The following is a 20,247-nucleotide window of genomic DNA, read 5'->3' as shown; positions in this document are numbered from 1 at the left end:
ATTCATGCCCTCCCGTGTAAACTCCAATATCTATTTTAGAAGTATACATTTCAAGCATAGCTCTCTCCAGCGCGATCAAGTTCGTACGGCCTTATCCCATAATTAAACGGCCAGCATTCCGTGTAATATACGCGTAGTCCCGCTTCACAGCAAAAAGCCAGGGTACTCAAGAGAGTATCCTGGCCAATCTATCAGCGGATGGAAGCCAAATGAATGCATAGCACCGATCTGCGCCCAATATTTTAATTCTTGATCAGTCCTGCCGTCTGCAAATCTTCAATATTCAGGTACATTGTACCTTTATACTTCTTCACACGGATATCGCTTAACACAAAATCACCATCTTTTGCTTTCTTGTATGCGTCCGTCAAAACGATACTTTTTCTAACGATGTCTCCTCCAATATATTTACCTATCTCAATAGTGTTAGGTTCCATGCTACCAAGATTTTTAACTTTCTCGATCTCCGACAGCAGCGCTAGTGAAATCCAGCCCTGACTCATCAACGGGGGCAGTTTCTCCTTCTTCTCTACAGCCGTAACATAATTGACGTCAAAATAGTCAGGATATCCTTTGTAGCCGGGATCTTTGGACTGCTCCGCTGTCGGCGGCTCACCTACAATACGAACCTCAGGGAAGTTCGCAATGGCATTTTTAATGGCGTCTTCCTCAGCTAACTTGTAAACAATCTTCTGTTCCTTCAGGGCCTCAGAACCGACGAGAACAGCCCCTTTAGCACTGAAATAGATAGGAATACCGTCAATAGTATAAGAAGCCCCCTTAAAGGACGGGCTATTGATTTGAATCACATTTGCTTTTGACGACCAATACACAGCGTTGCCCGTTGCCTCTCCTACAATCCGAATCGGAATATACGTCGTTCCGTTCTCTGTGAAGGGTGCTGCTTGCAGCGTCTTCTTCTGACCATTGACGTAGGCGACCTTGCTGCCAACCGTGAAGGTGATCTTCAGTTTGCTGTTAGTACCTGTAACTTGCTTCAACTTCGCATCAAATTTGATATCCATGTCCAACTTTTCGAACAATTCCCGGAACGGTACGAACGACACATTATTCTTGCTTATAGATTTGGATTGAAGCGGCACCCCATCTACGAAAATGTGAGCACGTTTACCAGCAGCCGAAGCAGGAATAACGCCCACACTGAATAACACTACGCATAAAATAGATAGAATCCAAGCTTTTTTCAACTCATGACCCCCACATATGTATTTAACTACCACTATTTCTCATCTTACTATGGATTAAGAGGCTGTCAAGCCAGAAATCTTTTTTACAATTTTTTCGTTATCGTCGACGTCCCGTATGTTTTCCAGGCGTTTACTGGTATTCTCGATGAAGCCGATCAAACCCTGGATCGTGCTGCGCTCTTTATCACACAGCAGTTCAGATGAATATTTGGTCCTAACGAATACGAGAGTTGAAACCATATAATAGGAGAGCCCTTATATTCGATGGCTCTCATTTGTGATCTTATCAGGACGAAGTTCATTTGCTTGCTCCGCGCATGAGCTCAGCTTAGCATTTGTACTCGACAAATGCGAAATCCGCCTGGTCCTCGAGACCTCCCGGTTCAAAGTGATAGAGTTCCGGTGTGCGAATCTGAAGGTTTCTCAGACAGGCATTAACCGTTTGAAATTGTTTCCCCCCATATCCGGATATGGGTTCCGATTGTTCCTCTTGCTCCAGCTCTTCCCGAAAGTAGTTCAACCGCAAATCCCAAACATACAGAATAAAACGAAACCCGTTCGAACAACGAACCAAATAAACGACCTTCTGCGCTCCGCCGCGCAGTTGAACAGCCTCTTCCGGGCGATAATCCCTTCCAAAAATCTGTTCTACCCAAACCCTGAGTTTTCCCTGTAATATGTGATTCCAATCGTCCATATTCCGCTCTCCTTCTGTTGGATTTCTTGCATGATTAATATAGACAATTTCCCAAAAAAAGTATGTCAATCGTCAGTGAAAATGTCATCTGTTAGAGTTGAAGCCCCTCTACCAAGAGGCTTCAAAATAACTGTTGTGCTGCGAATACATCGCCTCTTGGAAGGTGCTCCGTTTTGTGGTACGCTTAGAAATGTTGTTGTCATACGTGGTTTTCCACGGATGATCGTTGGCGGGTATGCGTGGCTGCGCAGAGCCTGCCTTTTTCTTTTGCGGCCGATCTCGCTTCGGTCGTTCTGTTTGCTTCAGCAAGAGGGCCTGTCCATGATGCCAAACAAAGACATGGCCAGAGAGCGTCTGACGCACTTCAACGACCGTCTTGGCATCTAGGCGTGGCTGTAAAGGGTCAGCGAAGGTGTAGATGATGCCGCCATAGGAAAGCGTGTTGCCGTTAGCAATCTTTCGCGATTCACGAATCGTAAAGACATGTTCAAGATGAACCTCGTCGTGGAGCGGCAAATAAGCCAGGTGCTCCGAACGAGGCGTAACGGCGAATTGTTTATTATGCTTTTGAATAAGGCCAGGTAAGGCTTCATTAGCAGCTTCTATGGTGGTAATGCCAAGCAATCGAAGTTCAATGACCAGACGATCCTGCAGGGTTTGCCATAGCCGCTCTATACGTCCCTTAGCTTGTGGAGTGATCGCTTTAACATGTTCAATGTTGAGTTCGGCCATAGCCTTGCCGAAATGAGAGAGTGGCGCAGTTTCACCGGCAAGTTCCTGTTCAATGGTAAGTACCTCCTTTGGAGAACGAAAGATCGTATGCCTATCGCTGTAGAGCCCAAGCGGAATGCCATAAGTTTTAATGCCTTCTTGCATGACCGTCGAGTAACCCTCACGACACTCGCTAAGTCTGAACACTGCGCCAACTACGGTGCTGGTTGCATCATCAATAGCTGCATGTAAAGCGAAGGATGGAGCGCGATCCTCCAACCAAGCATGTGGCGTGGCATCGATCTGCCACAGCATGCCTGCTTGTGCTCTGCGTTGGCGTGGCGGATGGGCTTTCGTTCGCCGTTTCTGTTTGGCTTGTTTAAAGCCTTTTTCAAGCAGAATACGTCTTGCACTGGAAGGGCTAAGAATGATCGTCTCGTGTTCTTGAAGCAGTTCAGCAAAATGACAGCTGTTGCTGCCGTGATACTTCGACTGGTACAATTCAGTTACTTGGTCTCGTAACGCATCGCTAATCGTATGTGAAGGCTTCCTTCCCCGGTTTTTATGAGCAAGCCCCTGTGCTCCTTCGGATTCATATTTTCTCTTCATTCGGATCATCTGCCGGACGGAAATCCCCCAACGCTATAGCTCCCTCGTTATTTGTCATATGTCCATCCCTAATCTTCTCTACAACGAATACCTTCTTAAGTTCACGTCTGCTCAATGTAATTGTCTCCTGTCCCATAGTGACATTATCTCAGAAGAGTTATGGGATGACATTATCACAGACGAATAACAATTTCCCAAAAAAAGTATAGACTTTTTCTTGGCATTTTGTTATGGTGTTGAATAAGTTCTTTTCAAAAATAGCCATATGAAAAACCCCAGGATTACCATATACTAGGGTTTTTTGTTGAAGCTTTCTCCTGCAAGGGGTTGACCGATCCCCGCCAAAAAAACTTGTCGTTACTTGTGATACGGTTCTCCGCGCTATCTGTAACGGCAAGTTTTAGGGCCATCAACAAGTTGGCCCTTTCTTAGAAATTTATTCAGTTAGTAAATTAGGTTGTGACATATGAACTCTTCGCGCCAAAATGAATCTTGATGAGTGTGTCCAAAGTAACTTTGCCATCAACAACTAAATATTCCTCGAACCATTTACCCGTCATTAAATATTGTTCCTGTTGCTCGAACCATTTGCAAAATGCTTTTCCTGTCGGTTCTAACATACGATGTAATGCAGGCGTGACGACAAATAATCCACCTTCACACTCTACCCGGCTGATAAGAGAATCCTCTGTTATGGAGACATCTCTCCCGGTAATGTCCATGAAAACCTCAAAATAGAAATCCTCTTCCGGAACACCGCCGTTGTTATGTACACGAATCCGCAGACAAGACTGGTCGAAGCCCTGAGAAAAAGCCCAAGCGATCATAACGTCAAACGCTTCTTTCTTTACCCGATGCCATTTCCTTCCTTTTTTGCCGATAGCCCTGTAATAAGCTGCCTGGTAAGGTTTAATATTAATAATCTCTTTTGTTTCCGTTACTACAGTTTCGATTGGAATGTAAATCTCCATTTCATGTTTTTCTGGAGGTGTTCCGAGGTGGGTAGCACAACGCATATCATAATGTTCCATAATCGGACCGGCGGCTGTTTGATACGACGAACTTGGGAACCATTCTTTAAATATGTAGTCATACGTACGTCCCATTGACTTTCCAACGGGTCCTAATGCTGTGAACTTAGCATATTTTGTTTTTGGGATAGTCCGAACTTTTGTTCCAGGCGGTACATGCCCTACACTGGTTACCTCAATACCAATAAAATATGTGTATCCGCTCTCGTTTCGATCAACCGATAATGCATAATCGATTTCTTTCTCTGGATCTACACGCAGATGTGAGATGCTACCAAAAGTTTGCTCCCACTCATCGAAATATTTCTTCCACTGATCGGGCGAAGATACACCATCTTCAATTCTGCTTTCTATACCGATCAGTTTCATAGCTGGTTTTGTAACAATAACAGTACGAGGTTTTTGCTCCATTTTATCTACAGCTCCTTTTCGTTGCTGTGCGAGATTAACAGGGTGGAATGCAGGCAAAATAAACCAGTTCCTCCGATAGTTTTCCGGGGTTATTCCATAAGTACGTTTGAACGCTCTTCCAAAAACGTCATGGGATTCAAAGCCGAAATCATATGCAATATCAACTATTTTCTCCTTACTTTGGTTTAGTCGTTCTGCAGCAAGATGCAGCTTACGACCTCGTACGTATGACATGACAGTGGAATTGGTATAGGCTTCAAACACACGTAAGAAATGAGACTTAGAGAAACCGGTCAATTCAACAAGTGACTCGCACGTAATGTCTTCCTGCACATGCATTTCAATATAATTTAGTACCAATTGAATTGTTTTCTCATATTCCATGGATGTGCACCTCCACGACGTTCATTTTATCAAGGAGTATAGTTGGCTTCTCGATGTTTTTTCTCGTATTGACTTTGATCTATGACTGTTTGCGCTAATTTGCCTGTTGATTCAAAAAACGATTCAAGTAATTTTTGATACATATATCATATTCGTGACCTAGAGCAATACCCCTTTCGGGGGGTTATTTTCATTTCAGGAGGTATGTAGATTGCGAATCATTAAAACGAAGCAGGACAGTATGACGAGGATGCTCCACTTAAAAAGCGATAGTCTATTTAGCCCTAAACCTACACTCATATATACAAATTCATGACCCGCAAGAAATTCCGCAAAAAAAACTTGCCCTTATTTATAATACGGTTCAGCTTAACGGAGCTATCGGCGAAAAATATGATAAGAGCATGCCGGTTGCCTCATAAATCTTGCTAATGAGCCAGCCGAACGGATTGTGCAGCTTGTTCGTCGCGAAATAGACGATCATTCCGGCCATCAACCAGTCTATTAACAGAGATCCAAATTGAAATGTCCTTAATAGGTTAATTTCGTTGAGATCAGTCAACAATCTTTCGGAAGATTGGCATTCGAAATTATTAAATAAAGGGTATCTCCTTCGTGAAGGAGATACCCTTTATTAGATAAGACCTATTTATAATACGAAGTAGTCAATGGTACAAAGACAACAGTATCACCTTTTACGTTTCCGTGAATATACAATGATTTAACGCCAGCGATATCCGCTTGGACCGTAACCAAGCCTTCCTCAGCTTTGATCACATCTATCTTTTTCAAAATAGTATCGGTATCGCTGTCTTGTATAGTAAGGTCCGTTATATCACCGTTAACAGCTGCTATCTGAAGGAATAGCGTTTGGTGCTCTTTATTCGGATAGAGCATAAAGTTGGTGCTGCGGTTACCAGATCCATCGTTGAAATAAGCTTCTTTATAATCTTTGCCTTTATAGGTTGCTTTAGCTGGGTCTTTCGTATAATACATATCTTTGAAGCCATCAACAATAGAAACGCCGTCGACTTTCTCGCCTAAAATAATGGTTTTGGTAGTCACATCATAATCGACTGCTACATTAAGCGCGTCGGAGATGGCGCGAATAGGAAAGTAATTTGCTCCTTGATAGGTAATCGGTGCAATAGTATTGCCCTTAACATCACGCAAATCAACATAAGTTCCATCTACCTGCACCCTTACCTCAGGGTTAAGGTAAGCTTTAATTTCCTGCAGCTTAGTTGCCGCCAAAGCGCCAGTTCCCATACTGGCCAGCATTGATGCACTTATAATAGCTACAAATGCTTTTTTCTTCATTTGATTCACTCCCCTTGTGGTAAGTTATTACAAACAATACTGAATACTATAGAGTAATAATTTGCCGAAGACTATAGTTCTTTGGGATTGTTTTATACAAAATATGAACGAAATACCATCTATATTCATTTGAACAGCAGATTGCTCATATTCACCCTAACACCGCCTTTACTATATTATCTCACTAGCTTCGCATAAAACTTTGAATCAAAGTCGTTAGAACATTCTGAAATCTTATTCTTCGTTAAACAACCCCCTGGGCAAATACATGCAAATGGAAAACAGTGGGCTTAGTTCCACCTACAAAGAACTTAAGAAGCCTTTGGAACCAATGGTCCCAGAGGCACAGTAATCCCTCGCTTTTAAGTTCCTTGACAGAGCAATTTTTCGCCGTCACTTATGATACGGCTCACCGTATCACTCTAATGGCGAATTTTAAGGCACCCAATTGGGTACCTTCGCTTTGTAACATGTACGCTGAGAGGTACCTAAGAGAACCGTTCTCCCTTATAAGCTTTGTTCGGTTACTCCCGTTACCGGATCGAAGGTCAGCATCTTCGTCCCTATCTTATCGATGAAGAAGCGATCATGACTTACAGTAATGACGGCGCCGGGAAAATGGATTAGAGCTTGCTCCATGACCTGAATACTCATGAGATCCAGATGGTTGGTAGGCTCGTCCAAGATGATAACCGCCGCACCCGATAGAAGACACTTGGCCAGCGCCACCCGAGCCTTCTGTCCGCCGGACAGATTGCCGATCACCTTGCTCAGATCCGCCTCCGAGAATTGCAGCATCGATAGAAATTTGGCCACCTTTTTGCGCGGGGCGTCCAGTCCCAATCCATACGTATTCACCGCGTGGCTAACGGTATCCTTGGGATCAAGCTCCTCCCACATCCGGTTGAAGTAGGCGTAGCTAACGCCCTTCTCCCAGATAACCTCTCCTGAATCCGGCTTCTCCGCCCCGGTAAGCGTCTTGATGAGCGTGGACTTCCCGCTTCCGTTCGGCCCCGCGATGACCAAGCGATCTTCCTTTTGAATATCGAAGCTAATGTTTTCGAAGATCTGCCTGCCCTCGTAGGTCTGTCCGATCTTCTTCACTTCACATAGCTTGTCCGGGAAACGCAGCCTCTCGTAAATATCGGTAATCAGTACGTTAACGGGATGCGGCTCGATCCGCTTCTTGTTATCCGCCAGCTTCCGCGAGAGACGGTCCTTGGAGGTGGATTTCCTGCTCGCGCGTTCGTCGATCGCCTCGGACTCCATGAGCAGCAGCTCTTCCTCCCATTTGAACTGACGGTCCAGCTCCTTCTTGCGCATTTTCTTCTTACGGACGTAATCGGTGTAGTTGCCTTCGTATTCCTGAAAATGATAATTCTCGATCTCAATCGTACGCGTGACAACCTTGTCGATGAATTGCCGGTCATGCGACACCAGAATCATGGCTCCCTTGAACCGATACAGCCACTGCTCTAGCCATGCAATGCCTTCCATATCCAAGTAATTCGTAGGCTCGTCGAGCAGAACGACATCGGGCATCTCTATTAGTAACTTCGCGAGCGCCGCACGGTTACGCCATCCCCCGGACAACTCATCGATCGGCTGATTGCGAGATCTGTCGTTGAACCCTAGCTTCGTGAGCACTGTGTTAATCTCTACGGACACGTTCCAGCCATCGAGATGATCCATTTGCTCGAATAACTCCGCCTGCCTTGCTAGCAACCTCTCCATTTCATTATCGTCTGTAACCAAACCCAGCTTATCTCCTACCTCTTGTAGCTCTCGTTCGATAAGGGCAACCTGCTCAAAGCACATTTCCAGTTCTTGCTGAACGGACAAGCTTCCGCTCAATTCCGAGAATTGAGAGAAGTATCCGATTTTTAACTGAGGATTTATTTCTACTCTGCCGGAAGTCGGCTCTTCCTTGCCCATGATGAGCTTAAATACCGTCGATTTACCGGCACCGTTTCGTCCGATCAGGCCGATACGTTCCCCTTGCATAACTCGAAAATAAATATCGCGAAAAATCATGGACTCTTCATACTTCTTCGTGACGTTCTCCAAACGTATTACGCTCATGGTTATCACCCTTCTAGTTCCAACACTCTAAATTTTTATCCTGAATGGAGGTCAGCCTTTGCAAATTGGAGCGCGCAAGTAAGAAATGCATTTTATATTCAGACAGAGCCTGCGTTCAAGTACAGATGTGAATAGTAAACCGATACTTTAGCAAGATGTCGAAAATATAAAAGTTTTTATTCTACTTGCGGCAGCGAAGTTCGCAGCAGGGTCTCCATGTCGGCAATCGGTACAGCCAAACCGGCCTCTATCATTTGGTCTTGATGCCCGACATCGGCAGTGGCGAATACAACAGCGATGGCTTTGCCACGCTTGTTAATGACGGGAGAGCCGCTATTGCCATTATAAACCGGCGCATCAAGAGCCATGACCGGTGTCCGGCGGCCTTGGATCGGGACCAAGCCAATAATAGCGCCTTCGACGGCGATCTGCGTGAAATGAAGCGGATTGCCAATCACGTAGATTTGTTCATCAGGCTCCCACTGCTTGTTGTCTCGCTCCACTTCAATAAACGGCAGCCGTTGATCCCCGATGTCCGCCTTCAGTATGGCGATATCCAGATCGGGATCACTGCCCGACAGCTCCGCTTTATAACTCTGACTTTGCTCCGGGAAGTTCACTATAATATAGCCGTTATCTTCGATGACGTGATAGTTGGTCACAATGTAGCCGCCGTTAATGTGGAATCCGGTGCCCTTGCCGTTATCCGTGCTGACTGTAACAACCGCTTCTTTATAGCTTTGGATCTCAGCTTGGCTGGATAATTCCTTCGACCCGAACAAGAGGGGGAGCGTCTTCATGTTGTAGATTTGCGGCAAGAAGGCCAATATATTTACGGCTAGAGCGGCCACGAGCAGGAATATGATCGTATTTCTGATCCACTTCCGTCGGCTGGCTGATGAACCCCCGTCGTCCTCCTCCTCTTCCGACTCAAAGTCCCACTCCTCGTCTGCATACGGGTGGTAATTCTCATGTTCTTGCTTATCTTCGGAATTAGAAAGAGAGTTCTCTTTGTTTCGACTCGGATTATTTTCCATGCGCATCCCTCCGTAATCGCCGTAATCTTTTCCCGTTATTGTATCATCAAACTGCCTATAATTGGGGGAAGATGGCGGCAACGTCCTGCGTCGCATGGAATACATTATTAGTGCAAAGGAGAATTCAAACAAACCACTTCCGGAATGAAGTGGTTTGTTTGGGTCATACGTTGATATTTTTCTACCATCATCATGTTTTATTGCTGACTGACTTCACTTCGAGGGTTGTCATTTAAAGCAATTTAATCAGCTCTTCCAGCTCATCTACCAATCCTTTTGCAAGTTCAAAATCAGTATTTTTTAAAGCCAATTCTATTTTCATTTCAACTGATTTTTTCTTTTGTTCCGTTTCTAAATAGTCTTTATCAAAATGACTATCATAAATCATCTTTCTAAACTTTGGCAAAGTCATTTTTCTAATCGTTTTATCGTCAATAATTAGAACATAATCCATTCCATTTACAACAGAATAGAAATCATGGGAAATCATGAGAATCGCACCTTTAAATTCTTCAATGGCTTTCTCCAGTGCTAGTTGTGTATAGGTATCTAAATGGCTTGTCGGTTCATCAAGAAGCAATACGTTTGCTTTACTGGCAGAAACCTTAGCCAATTGAAGTAAATTTTTTTCTCCACCAGATAGAGATTCTATCTTTTGACTAAGGGTTTCTCCTTCAAAGCCATAGTCAGAAAGATACAATCCGATCTCATCGTAAGTTTTAAACCCTGCATCGATAAATTCTTCTAGTATTGTATTAGCGTCCTTTAGCATTTCACCTTGAAACTGAGATAAATAAGCTACTTTCACATCAGCATTGATTTCAATTGAAGTATGATTATTTTCGAAAACATCTCGAAGTAAAGTCGTTTTCCCGGTACCGTTTGCACCGATAATAGCTACTTTATCCGTAGATTTTATCTCAAAATTAACATTGTCCAGCAGCAGCTCATCAAAGCCAACACTATAATTATGGACACTTACAACAATAGCGTCTTCCATCTCATGATCCATACCAAAACTGATATTCGGTTGTTTAATTTCAACGAATGGCGCTTTAATCCGACGCGCTTCCAGTCTTTCTTGAAATCTAACTCTGGCTTTTAACGCTCTCCCTCTTGAAGCGTTTGAATTATAAGTTGCGATAACTCTAAGGTTGTTGATGATCGTATCGTTTCTCTCCATCTCTTCTTGTTCAGCAACGGCGAGTTCTTGCAGCTCAATTTTTGTCTGAAGCAATGAGAAGTTATACTCGATATATCGCCCATCAAACTCCTGGATCTCCCTATTTTCAAGGTGTATAATTTTGTTGAAACAATGATTCAACAGATATCGGTTGTGCGTAACAACCAGCAGCATGCCTTTGTACGAATTAATAAGTTTTTTAAGCGCATTTAGGTTTTCGAAGTCTAGAAACACATCGGGCTCATCCATAATCAATAAGTCGGGACGATTAAGCATTTCCTTCATCACTTGAATAAGCTTGAATTCCCCGCCGCTCAGGTCAGCTACCTTACTATCTCTTCGCTTCATAAGGTCTGCTAAGTTTAGCTGCTTATGAATCTTACTTTCAAAATCATCCCCGCCAATAGCATCCAATGCGTCTAAAGCGAATTGATACTTTTCCAGTAACGGTTCTATATCTGTTGAGGTTTCCATTTCTTTGCAGATCGATTGAATTTCATTTTGAAGCTTTATAAATTGTTCTCCTATATATTCAAAAACGGTTATTTCCTTCGTGTTGTCAAGTTCCGGGAACTGACTCACATACCCAATCGTGCAATCGGGGTCCCTCTCTAATTTCCCATTATAAAGATATCTTTCCGGGTCCATCAGTATATCTATTAACGTACTTTTCCCACTGCCGCTTGTCCCGATAAAAGCGCAATGTTGTGCCTCTTCTAACGTAAATGAAATGTTGTTATATAGTTCTTTTTGCGGAAACGAGAAGGATAAGTTATCGACTTTTATCATAGTATTACCTTTCTTTATAACTAAAATAATGGCTATTATTAGATGTATTGCAAACCATAGATTTTGAGTTTGCCGCTGTTAGAGTAACACGGTTTACAACCAACTTCAATCCCCTTGTACCTGTGTTAACGCCCATTGCCGCAACCGGACTTGCCGTCGGCGTGAACATCGTCTTCGTCGCGTTAGCTGTAATTGTCGCGAGCGGTCGTTTTTGAGCCGACGTTTTAATTGAGTCTTAGATCAATGGTCTTTGGGCTGTATGCCGTCTTGACCATTTATCGTTATAATGAAGGAACGGATTATACGAGCGGTCAAAGCTCAAGAAAGGAATAACTGCCATCATGACGAAAATGAATTCGAATTCACCGATCGGGCTGAGCGTTGTCCAGTGGCAGGATCTAATCGCCAGCTGCGCCCGGAAAGCGGTGAACACCCCGTACGAAATAAATTATGGCGCCGAGGTCCGCTCCATGGTGCGCCCCTTCATGTCGGAGTTCACACCCGAGGAAGCCTGGCTGTTCGAACTGAACGTCGGCCTGTTCTTGCTCCGCAAGCAATCGACCGGTCCCCACTTGGGCTACTTCGCCCAGATGGCGGCATCCGAGACGCTACATGCCATCGAGAGTCAACTCCATAACGACTTGCCGCCGGAGATCGCGGTCAAGCAACAGGGGCGACTACTGGAGACGGCTGCATATATTCGTGATACGGCAACCGTGAATGCATGGTTCCCTCCAGCCTATCTGGATATCTACGTGGAGTTGTGGCTGATCCTGGTATCATCCGCTGCGGACAGTCCCCGTCTCGTTCAGGAGGAGCTGGCGCATTTGGCCGAGGGGTCCGGCAAGGAAAATCATCTCTTCCCGCTCGTCGCCCTCGCCTGGATGCGCTTCTGGCTGGGGGAGGATCAAGAGGCTTGGCGGCAGCTGGATGCTGCAGAGCGGCATGGACTCGAGCCCGGGCAGGTATTTCGTTTCCTGCGCCAGCTTGAGGGGAATGACGAATGGACCCGGCTTGAAGCCTGGCTAAGCCATTGCGTGAACAAGCAAGTTGGGCGCAGCCCCGGCAGCCTTAGTGAATATGGTCACTATTGGGATGCCGTCGTCAAGCAACTGCCGGAGGCCGAGGAACGAATGTGGAGCGCGATTGCGAGCCTGCCTCCCTACTGCAGCAGCTTGTACGAGGAGAAACTAATGCGCTATGGCCGTTGGCGGCAGTGGATCGACTATCAGCTTAGCCTCGGCAGCGATCCGCTCGACTTTCGAGCGAAGGATCTGCAGCCCATCGAGAAGGAGGCACCGGAAGCGCTGCTGCCTTTTTACCACCAAGGCGTGGAGAAATACGTGTTGTTAAAAAACCGCGACGGCTATAAGCGGGCGGTCAAGCTGCTAAACGGCTGGCCAAGCTGTACAAGAAGCTGAAGCATGAGCAGCGGTGGGAGGCGTACATCGAGACATTTGCCAGCCGGTATAGCCGATTGCGGGCCTTCCAGGAAGAGCTGCGGAAGGGAGGACTAATTCCATGACGAAGACGACTACTTATAACCTGGATACCATCGCGGTTCGAATGGCGCTGACGTCGCATGGCGACGCGTTATTCTTCGCGGACCCGGATTCGCTGCGGGAGTGGACCGGACTTGGGCTGAAGCATCGGCTGTTCGCCTGGCACGAACCGTCTTTCTATGGCACCGAGCTGGAGCTCGTCAAAGTCGGGGAGCTCGAGGCCGTCGTGCTGCCCGCCGAAGAGGTTATTGCCTTCTTCGCCTCAGGCCCTCTCCTTGCGCATATCGAGTGGAAGTGGGAGGACGATGCCGCGCGTTTGGCCGCATTGGCACCGCTCTTGGGCGAGTGCCTGGAGAAAGGGCTGTACGCGCCCGACCTTGCGGCTTACCGCAGAGGCTCCCTGCGCTGGAGGTGGGATGCGAATGCGGCCTGCGCTACCTTTGGACAGGCGCGCCGCGACGAACTGGACCTGAAGCGCGGCAGCTGGAGCGATGAGGCGCGCGATGGGCTAATGGCGGCCTTCTCGGCGGCCGTAACGAGCCGTTTCTACGGTACGGAGCCGAACGAGGCGGATCTGCGCCGGGAGTTCCCGGCTCTGTTCGCGCGCGAGAACGCGGTGGCCGCTACGGCGGGACTGGACGACGAGACCTGGCTTGTACAGATCGGCTGGAAAGCTGATGTCGCGCCGTTCCGCCCCCTGCTGCAGCTAATGGAACCGTGGGAGGGCGACGAGCACTCCCGCTGGCGGCTGCGGCTCGTACTGCAGGACAAGAGCGATCCGGCTAAGCTCCGAAGAGTGCGGCTTGGCGACGACGGCTCGGCGGCAGGCAAGTGGCCCGACATATGGGCGGAAGCTATCCGGAGCCGTTCGGACGGTTGGCTGCAACGGCTGCGGGTTAGCCTTCCGCACGATCGGCTGTCGCGCGGCGAGGACGTGCTCGGCAAGCCGCTTGACGACGAGGCCGCCTGGCGGTTCCTGAACGAGGACAGCCGCCGGCTGCTCGAAGCCGGGTGGCAGGTCCTGCTGCCCGCATGGTGGGAAGCCGCAAGCCGCAAGAAGCCGCGGCTGCGCGCAGCGGTGCAGTCGGAGGGCGAATCCAAGAAACGGGGCGGTGGCAAGTCTTTGTTTGGTCTGGATGCGATTATGAGCTTCAACTGGCGCATCTCCATCGGCGACGCCGACCTAAACGAGGAGGAGTTCGACGAGCTGCTCGCGCGAGGGGAACGTCTCGTGAAGTTCCGGGACCGCTGGATCGTGCTCGACCCGGCGTTGATCGCCCAGATCCGCCGCATGATGGAAGGCATGGACAAGAGCGAGGGATTAAGCTTCCAGGATGTACTGCAATTGCATCTGCTCTCTCAGAGCGAGGCGGATGGCGGGGCGACGGACGCCAGCACGGAGAATTTCGGGGCCGATGCCGCCCGCGTTGAACTCGAAGTCGAGCTGGGCGCGCATTTGACCGGATTGTTCGCCAAGATTAATCAGCAAAGCGAATGGCCTCGGCTCGATCCGCCGGCCGGTCTGCGTGCCGAGTTGCGCAGCTACCAGCAAGACGGGTTCGCCTGGCTGGCTTTTCTCCGCCGCTTCGGGCTCGGGGCCTGTCTCGCGGACGACATGGGCCTCGGCAAAACGGTTCAGTTGATTGCCTACCTGCTGCACGCCAAGGAGCAGGCGGAAGAGGGCAGGCGGCTCCCTTCGCTGATCGTCTGCCCCACATCGGTACTCGGCAACTGGCAGAAGGAGATTTCCCGCTTTGCCCCATCGCTGCAGGTGGCCATGCATTACGGCTCCGGGCGTAAGAGCGGCGACGCGTTCCGGAACGAGGCACGCAGCGTTGACGTCGTGCTGACCTCCTTTGCTACCGCCTCGCTCGACCAGGTAACGCTGGCCGCTTTCCAATGGGGAGCCGTCTGTTTGGACGAAGCACAGAATATCAAAAACGCCGGGACCAGGCAGGCCGCAGCGGTCAAGAGCTTTCCCGCGCTCCATCGCATTGCGCTCACCGGAACGCCGATCGAGAATCGGCTGGCGGAGCTATGGTCGATCTACGATTTTACCGTGCCCACTTACCTCGGGACCGCCAAGGCGTTTCAGGACCGCTTCGCTACCCCGATCGAGCGCGAACAGGACGGGCGTCGCACGGCTGAGCTAAAGCGGCTAGTGAAACCTTTCATGCTGCGGCGCAAAAAGAAGGATCCCGCCATCCAGCTCGACCTGCCGGACAAAAACGAGATGAAGACGTATGTTCCGCTTACCTCCGAGCAAGCTGCCTTGTACGACAATTGCGTCAAGGAGCTTCTCGAGAAGCTGAAGAAGCTCGACGGCATCCAGCGCAAAGGCGCGATTCTCGGAGCGCTGACACGTCTCAAGCAGGCATGTAACCATCCGGCTCTACTAGATGAGGATGCGGGAACGGAGCTGGGGGAGGGCCCGCTACATACGGGGGCGATCGTCGCCCGCTCCTCCAAACTCGAGAGGCTACTAGCGATGGTCAAGGAGTTGCGCGAGGCGGACGAGCGCTGCCTCATCTTCACGCAATACATTGGCATGGGCAAAATGATTCAGGATGTCCTGCAGCGCGAGCTGGGCGAACCTGTGCTGTACTTGAACGGCAGCACGCCGAAGACGCAACGCGACCGGATGGTGGAGCGGTTCCAGTCACGCGACCTTCCGGCATCCGAGCAGCCGAACGTGTTTATCCTCTCCCTCAAGGCGGGAGGCGTCGGGCTAAATTTGACCGCGGCGAACCACGTCTTCCACTTCGACCGCTGGTGGAACCCGGCCGTCGAGAACCAGGCGACCGACCGCGCCTACCGGATGGGCCAGACGCGCGACGTGCAGGTGCATAAATTCATCTCGCTCGGCACCCTTGAGGAACGTATCGACGAGATGCTGGAGAACAAGCAGCAGCTAAGCGACAACGTGATCTCCAGCTCGGAGAACTGGATTACCGAGCTGTCAACGGATGCGCTAAGGGAATTGTTCTCGCTGCGGCGGGACTGGTCGCGCGATTAAGCGGGATTTGAGCAACCAATGCGACAGGCGAAAACTTTGTTACGGATGAAACTTTTGAAATTGTCCTCCAAGCAAAAGGATCTGGAAGCTTACTTTCAGATCCTTTGTCCAGGGGTAACTAATTATTATTTCGTTTGTTAACTTCAATCGCAATGAACTCCGGCAAATAATTGGGAGTACAGCCCTTTGATACCCTTTCATCTTTATAAAGACCCGTTTTCTCACCAAGTTTAATACAACGTGCACGATTCTTTACATCATAAACGCCTATCCAGCCTGCGGTGAAATTCATAGCCCACTGAACTTCCGGTACTTCCTGCGTAATATTAGCTTCTAATTTAGATAGTAAGTCTGCGGTGTTATCAGGCGGTGTTTGTCCAGTCCATCTCAATCGCGCTTGATAATACCAAAAAGCTCTCCTTTGAAGATCAGAAGGGCTATTTTCCCATGACTCCATCCATGCAATTGTCTTCTTGTCTTTGGTGAGCTGATTAGCCATTAACCAATCCATTAAGTTATTTCGCTCATCAAAAGTGTGCGTCTGCATATCCTTATCAAGCTTATTTAGCACTTCTTGTGAAAGAAGTTTTTTATCCATAATTAAGATTGCTAATAGTCTGGGCAAAAACTCTTCGGTTAACCAAAGTTCCATAGCTAGTTCGTGATCTTTTTTAATGTCCTTTGCGATTTTTCGTAAGTCGCCTAGCTTAGTTTTACTATTGATCTGTAGTAGAATGTTTTCTGCTTTTGAAGAGCATTTCATTTCTGTACTTTTATTCTTATTTATTTGACACAACTCCTTTATTAAAGCACTGTTTTATAATATGTCCTTGGCGTGATATATCAACAACTTAATTTCGTTATAAGACTTTTTGCATAAAGGCGTGATTCATTCGGCCCTACTTGTGGTACGGTTCAGCGTATCATCTGTAGGGCGAAATTTTGGTCGACAAATAATCCTGACATAACCCTTGAACCTTCACTGCCAGTTTGTCGAATTTCGATTTTTTCGTAATTAATAGACATGAGTAAGTCTAAATCCCACTCGAACGTGGTATAATTGAGATAATATCAAAAAATATCTGACGAGGATGATCTCCATGCTTGTTATGTTTCGCTTTAAAAACTTTTCATCCTTTCGGGATGAAGTCATTCTTGATCTTCGCGCTTCTTCCTATACGCAACATCCATCTCATGTTATAAAGAATACACCATTCAGTTTGCTAAAGACACTAGCTATTTACGGCCCTAATGCCAGTGGAAAATCAAACCTAATCAGTGCCATGCACTGGTTTGAACAGATCATATTCAGTCATTTATTTCAAGACACCTCGGGAGACGAGAAGAATGAGGGAATTGAGGCAATCAGAAAACTGCCGCCTATCCGCCCCTTCCTGTTATCCGAGCAGATTGACTCCCGTATTGAATTTGAAATGGTTTTTGTGCATCAAGATCAAGTATTCCAATATGGGTTTTCTTTGAAAGACAACAACATCTTATCCGAATGGCTCAGTGTTAACAATCATTCGGTTTTTGAACGTGATCAATCAGCGGGCATCACCTTCGGCCATAAGTTTAAAGCACAGTTACGTTCTTTCACCAAATACCGTGAAGACCGTCTGTATCTCTCCGTTCTTGATTATTTTGCAACAGATGATGTTAAAAAGCTCATCGACTGTTTTAAAGACTTCTTCCGCAGCCGATTCAATGTCCATTTTGAGCTCATTTTTGAATCAAGTATTAAAGGAACTGTACATGCCATTCCGCACTCTCCAAGGCTTTTGAAGGACGATGCATTCCGTTCCAAAGTGGCAGAGTACATTCGTTTCATTGATGTAGGAATCGAAAATATCGTGATTGAAACAGATGAGGTATTTGACGAGCAAAAAGGCAAAAAAATAAAGCGACCGCTTATTAAAACGATTCATCCCATCTTTAACTTAAATGGTGAACAAGTAGGTACTAAATCATTCGATCTGGCTCAGGAGTCATCGGGTACTTTGCGATTTCTTTCATTTATACAGGAAGTCCTGATTTTGCTTGAGCGTGGGGGCGTTTTTGTTATTGACGAGCTTTCGGCACGGTTGCATCCTTTGCTAACCAAATTCATCGTGGATCTTTTTCAATCAGATCGAAACACGAATCATGCGCAACTGATCTTCACGACTCACGATACGTCGATATTAAATAAAGAGCAGTTCCGCCGCGATGAGATTTTATTTGTTGACAAGAATGAGCTCGGAGTCTCCTCCCTATATTCGCTAGCGGATCTAAAAATGGTCAGGCAAGATGCTACTTACCACAAAGATTACTTTAGTGGAAAGTACGGTGCAATCCCGATTCTCCAGACTTCGTTTCCAGAGAATCGGAGGTGATGGTCATCGCTCGCTTAAACCCGTTTTTACCTAGACAAGTGGAGACACGACCGAGTCATTTAGGAAAAGTGTTGCTCTTTTGCGAAGGGCAAACTGAAGTTATTTATTTTGAGTATTTTGCTGAAATTATTCAAAAAAACCGCAACAAGTACGCTCACTTGGACATCGAATCCATTCCGGCAAACGGCAATGCACAACAGGTATTAAACTTTGCTGAAGACTTTCTTCTTGATGAAGTCAACATGCAGAAATATTCCTTATATGAGAAACACCTGGTATTTGACTGCGATGCACCACGTGAGATTGAAAAGGTCCTTCGTGACATGCTCGCATCAACCAATCATTATACGCTATCTCTAACAAACTTATTGTTTGAAACGTGGCTATTAATGCATTTCGAGCAAGTAGAACCTGAGTATTCCAATTCGAAGAGAGTCATCGGGGAAAGGTTATCTTATGCATTAGGACGGGAATACACAAAAGCGGATTCAGGACTCATCCGCCAAATCATTGGAAATGGCGACACCTTGAGAAATGCAATTAGTCATGCTCATCTACTTGAAGAAAAATACTCTCAGAAAGAATTAGTTTATGAGACGGACATTCGCCAAATGAATCCATTCACAACTGTTCACCTATTAATGGAGCGAATATTATTGGAAATGAGCAGTAGTGAATAAATTAACTCATTATCAAATATAGGCATCTCTGGAACACAAAGCGATGCCTATATTTGTACTTGCTTGTACTGTGCTCATGATTTGATCATTTATGCCTTACAAAAAAGACAAAATAAAAATTGGTTATGCTTCGAATAAGTAATAGTAGAATGTGAAGTATTTAAAAAGGTTGGACGAGAAAGTCTTCTCGCCCAACCTCTTTGATTGTAGGACTTATTGGATAGCTCTGCCAAGAACAATCCGTTAGAACAATTCATTACTGTGAAGCTTCGCTGATCAATTCCAAGATTCGCCGTGCAAACCTACTTACTCACGCTCCATAAGTTGCACACCTTCTGGCAAAGCCTCACGATCGATCGTAAACTCGTAATCGTTAAAGGAGCGGACCACATCGGTCATTTTATTAGCTTTCACTAACGTCAGTAATCGATGTGCGGGCGCATTGCCGAGCTTCGAAGAATGCTCGAATACGAAGAGCTTACGCACAGCCATTTGTCCCCGGGAAGCAGAACGGTCATGCTCGAACATATTGACAAGCGCCTCGAGCAGCGTCTCATAATCGACATGCGAAAATCCCGTCTTATTAGCCAGGTAGGCAGAGATGTATCCATCCATTCGATAGAGTGCGTACGGCACGACATGCTTGCGACCCATTTCGCGCTCCTTGTCGGTTCCTTCCTGCGTAACGGCTTGACGAGTAATGGTAACCTCTTGCGAGAAAATAGGATCGAGACTGCGGGCAAACGTAAATTGAACTGGTCCGCGAACCTGGCCTGTGTTGACCTTCGTTGTCATGACGGCTCCAAATGTACGAATATCGTAAAAATTGGCGCACATCCATTCGGTAAGCCGCGAAGCTTCTTCGGCATCTTTCGGTTTCAGTTCCTTGCTGCCGGAGTCGGTTGGGCGCAGCGCCTTGTAAGCTTTACGATGCTGCTCGTTAAGGACGCCTCCCTCCGTTACATATATATTGAAGCCTTCCTCTCCGCCGCGCGTCAGTTCAATGAAGTTGCGCACTTTACGCTTCAAGCAAACGTCCGTCACAATGCCGTGGCCGGTTTCCGGGTCGATCCTCGGCATGTTGCCGGCATCCGGATCGCCATTCGGGTTACCATTGACAACTTCGAAGAACAAGGAAAACTCTACTCGCTTGGAGAGCAGCTCGGAGCTGCTGGCTTGACCGGGCAATGCTTGTTCAATTGTCGACATGGT

At 47.0% G+C, this 20,247-nt stretch carries 13 protein-coding genes and 1 pseudogene; 4 read left to right on the top strand and 10 right to left on the bottom strand.

Translation table 11 applies throughout. The annotated features are described in order from the left end of the window. Positions 1–242 precede the first annotated feature (242 nt). The 8 genes and pseudogenes from H583_RS35785 to H583_RS0129595 all read right to left on the bottom strand — a co-directional run bounded on the left by H583_RS35785 (position 243) and on the right by H583_RS0129595 (position 11,462). A complete protein-coding gene (locus H583_RS35785; RefSeq protein WP_051237226.1) occupies positions 243–1,208 on the bottom strand; it encodes a copper amine oxidase N-terminal domain-containing protein in 966 nt (321 codons plus the stop codon). A 328-nt stretch (positions 1,209–1,536) separates the two neighbouring features. Beyond that, positions 1,537–1,905: a hypothetical protein gene (locus tag H583_RS0129630; protein ID WP_028563651.1), complete on the bottom strand. Its 369-nt coding sequence runs from the start codon at positions 1,903–1,905 to the stop codon at positions 1,537–1,539. 108 nt (positions 1,906–2,013) lie between these two features. Then, a pseudogene (locus tag H583_RS34765) lies at positions 2,014–3,340 on the bottom strand (ISNCY family transposase). Positions 3,341–3,677: 337 nt separating this feature from the next. After that, positions 3,678–5,051, bottom strand: a complete 1,374-nt coding sequence (locus tag H583_RS0129620; protein ID WP_028563650.1) for an AraC family transcriptional regulator — start codon at positions 5,049–5,051, stop codon at positions 3,678–3,680. A gap of 645 nt (positions 5,052–5,696) precedes the next feature. Beyond that, positions 5,697–6,371 carry a hypothetical protein gene (locus tag H583_RS0129610; protein ID WP_028563649.1) on the bottom strand — a complete coding sequence of 225 codons (675 nt, stop codon included), beginning with the start codon at positions 6,369–6,371 and terminating at the stop codon, positions 5,697–5,699. Positions 6,372–6,878: 507 nt separating this feature from the next. Further along, positions 6,879–8,453 (bottom strand): ABC-F family ATP-binding cassette domain-containing protein, encoded by a 1,575-nt coding sequence (locus H583_RS0129605; protein WP_028563648.1) that lies wholly within the window; start codon positions 8,451–8,453, stop codon positions 6,879–6,881. A 176-nt stretch (positions 8,454–8,629) separates the two neighbouring features. Next, positions 8,630–9,490, bottom strand: coding sequence for a S1 family peptidase (locus tag H583_RS0129600; protein ID WP_028563647.1), 861 nt, complete (start codon positions 9,488–9,490; stop codon positions 8,630–8,632). 232 nt (positions 9,491–9,722) lie between these two features. After that, complete coding sequence (locus tag H583_RS0129595) at positions 9,723–11,462, bottom strand: ABC-F family ATP-binding cassette domain-containing protein (protein WP_028563646.1); 1,740 nt, start codon at positions 11,460–11,462, stop codon at positions 9,723–9,725. A gap of 341 nt (positions 11,463–11,803) precedes the next feature. Here H583_RS0129595 and H583_RS34760 point away from each other — a divergent pair, with 341 nt between their 5' ends. After that, complete coding sequence (locus H583_RS34760) at positions 11,804–12,883, top strand: hypothetical protein (RefSeq protein WP_245586029.1); 1,080 nt, start codon at positions 11,804–11,806, stop codon at positions 12,881–12,883. 100 nt (positions 12,884–12,983) lie between these two features. After that, positions 12,984–15,980 (top strand): DEAD/DEAH box helicase, encoded by a 2,997-nt coding sequence (locus H583_RS0129585; RefSeq protein ID WP_028563645.1) that lies wholly within the window; start codon positions 12,984–12,986, stop codon positions 15,978–15,980. Between the two features lie 118 nt (positions 15,981–16,098). Here H583_RS0129585 and H583_RS0129580 read toward each other — a convergent pair whose 3' ends face one another. Continuing rightward, positions 16,099–16,767: a DNA alkylation repair protein gene (locus H583_RS0129580; protein ID WP_028563644.1), complete on the bottom strand. Its 669-nt coding sequence runs from the start codon at positions 16,765–16,767 to the stop codon at positions 16,099–16,101. 313 nt (positions 16,768–17,080) lie between these two features. Between H583_RS0129580 and H583_RS35780 the strand changes: the two genes are divergently transcribed. Then, complete coding sequence (locus tag H583_RS35780) at positions 17,081–18,355, top strand: AAA family ATPase (protein ID WP_028563643.1); 1,275 nt, start codon at positions 17,081–17,083, stop codon at positions 18,353–18,355. Beyond that, positions 18,355–19,035, top strand: coding sequence for an RloB family protein (locus H583_RS0129570; protein WP_028563642.1), 681 nt, complete (start codon positions 18,355–18,357; stop codon positions 19,033–19,035). The genes H583_RS35780 and H583_RS0129570 overlap by 1 nt, the downstream gene beginning before the upstream one ends. Positions 19,036–19,341: 306 nt before the next feature. On the opposite strand, the gene cas7c is transcribed toward H583_RS0129570, so the two are convergent. Continuing rightward, positions 19,342–20,244, bottom strand: a complete 903-nt coding sequence (cas7c, locus tag H583_RS0129565; protein ID WP_051237223.1) for a type I-C CRISPR-associated protein Cas7/Csd2 — start codon at positions 20,242–20,244, stop codon at positions 19,342–19,344. Positions 20,245–20,247 lie beyond the last annotated feature (3 nt).

The organism is Paenibacillus pinihumi DSM 23905 = JCM 16419, from assembly GCF_000422505.1.
Taxonomy (GTDB): domain Bacteria; phylum Bacillota; class Bacilli; order Paenibacillales; family Paenibacillaceae; genus Paenibacillus_D; species Paenibacillus_D pinihumi.
Note: the sequence above shows the minus strand (reverse complement) of the source record. Positions and strands in the feature narration are given on the sequence as shown.

Coding starts and splice junctions, on each gene's coding strand:
- H583_RS0129585 (WP_028563645.1), top strand. CDS start 12,984: ATGACGAAGACGACTACTTATAACCTGGATACCATCGCGGTTCGAATG.
- H583_RS35780 (WP_028563643.1), top strand. CDS start 17,081: ATGCTTGTTATGTTTCGCTTTAAAAACTTTTCATCCTTTCGGGATGAA.
- H583_RS0129620 (WP_028563650.1), bottom strand. CDS start 5,051: ATGGAATATGAGAAAACAATTCAATTGGTACTAAATTATATTGAAATG.
- cas7c (WP_051237223.1), bottom strand. CDS start 20,244: ATGTCGACAATTGAACAAGCATTGCCCGGTCAAGCCAGCAGCTCCGAG.
- H583_RS0129605 (WP_028563648.1), bottom strand. CDS start 8,453: ATGAGCGTAATACGTTTGGAGAACGTCACGAAGAAGTATGAAGAGTCC.
- H583_RS0129570 (WP_028563642.1), top strand. CDS start 18,355: ATGGTCATCGCTCGCTTAAACCCGTTTTTACCTAGACAAGTGGAGACA.
- H583_RS0129600 (WP_028563647.1), bottom strand. CDS start 9,490: ATGGAAAATAATCCGAGTCGAAACAAAGAGAACTCTCTTTCTAATTCC.
- H583_RS0129630 (WP_028563651.1), bottom strand. CDS start 1,905: ATGGACGATTGGAATCACATATTACAGGGAAAACTCAGGGTTTGGGTA.
- H583_RS0129610 (WP_028563649.1), bottom strand. CDS start 6,371: ATGAAGAAAAAAGCATTTGTAGCTATTATAAGTGCATCAATGCTGGCC.
- H583_RS34760 (WP_245586029.1), top strand. CDS start 11,804: ATGACGAAAATGAATTCGAATTCACCGATCGGGCTGAGCGTTGTCCAG.
- H583_RS0129595 (WP_028563646.1), bottom strand. CDS start 11,462: ATGATAAAAGTCGATAACTTATCCTTCTCGTTTCCGCAAAAAGAACTA.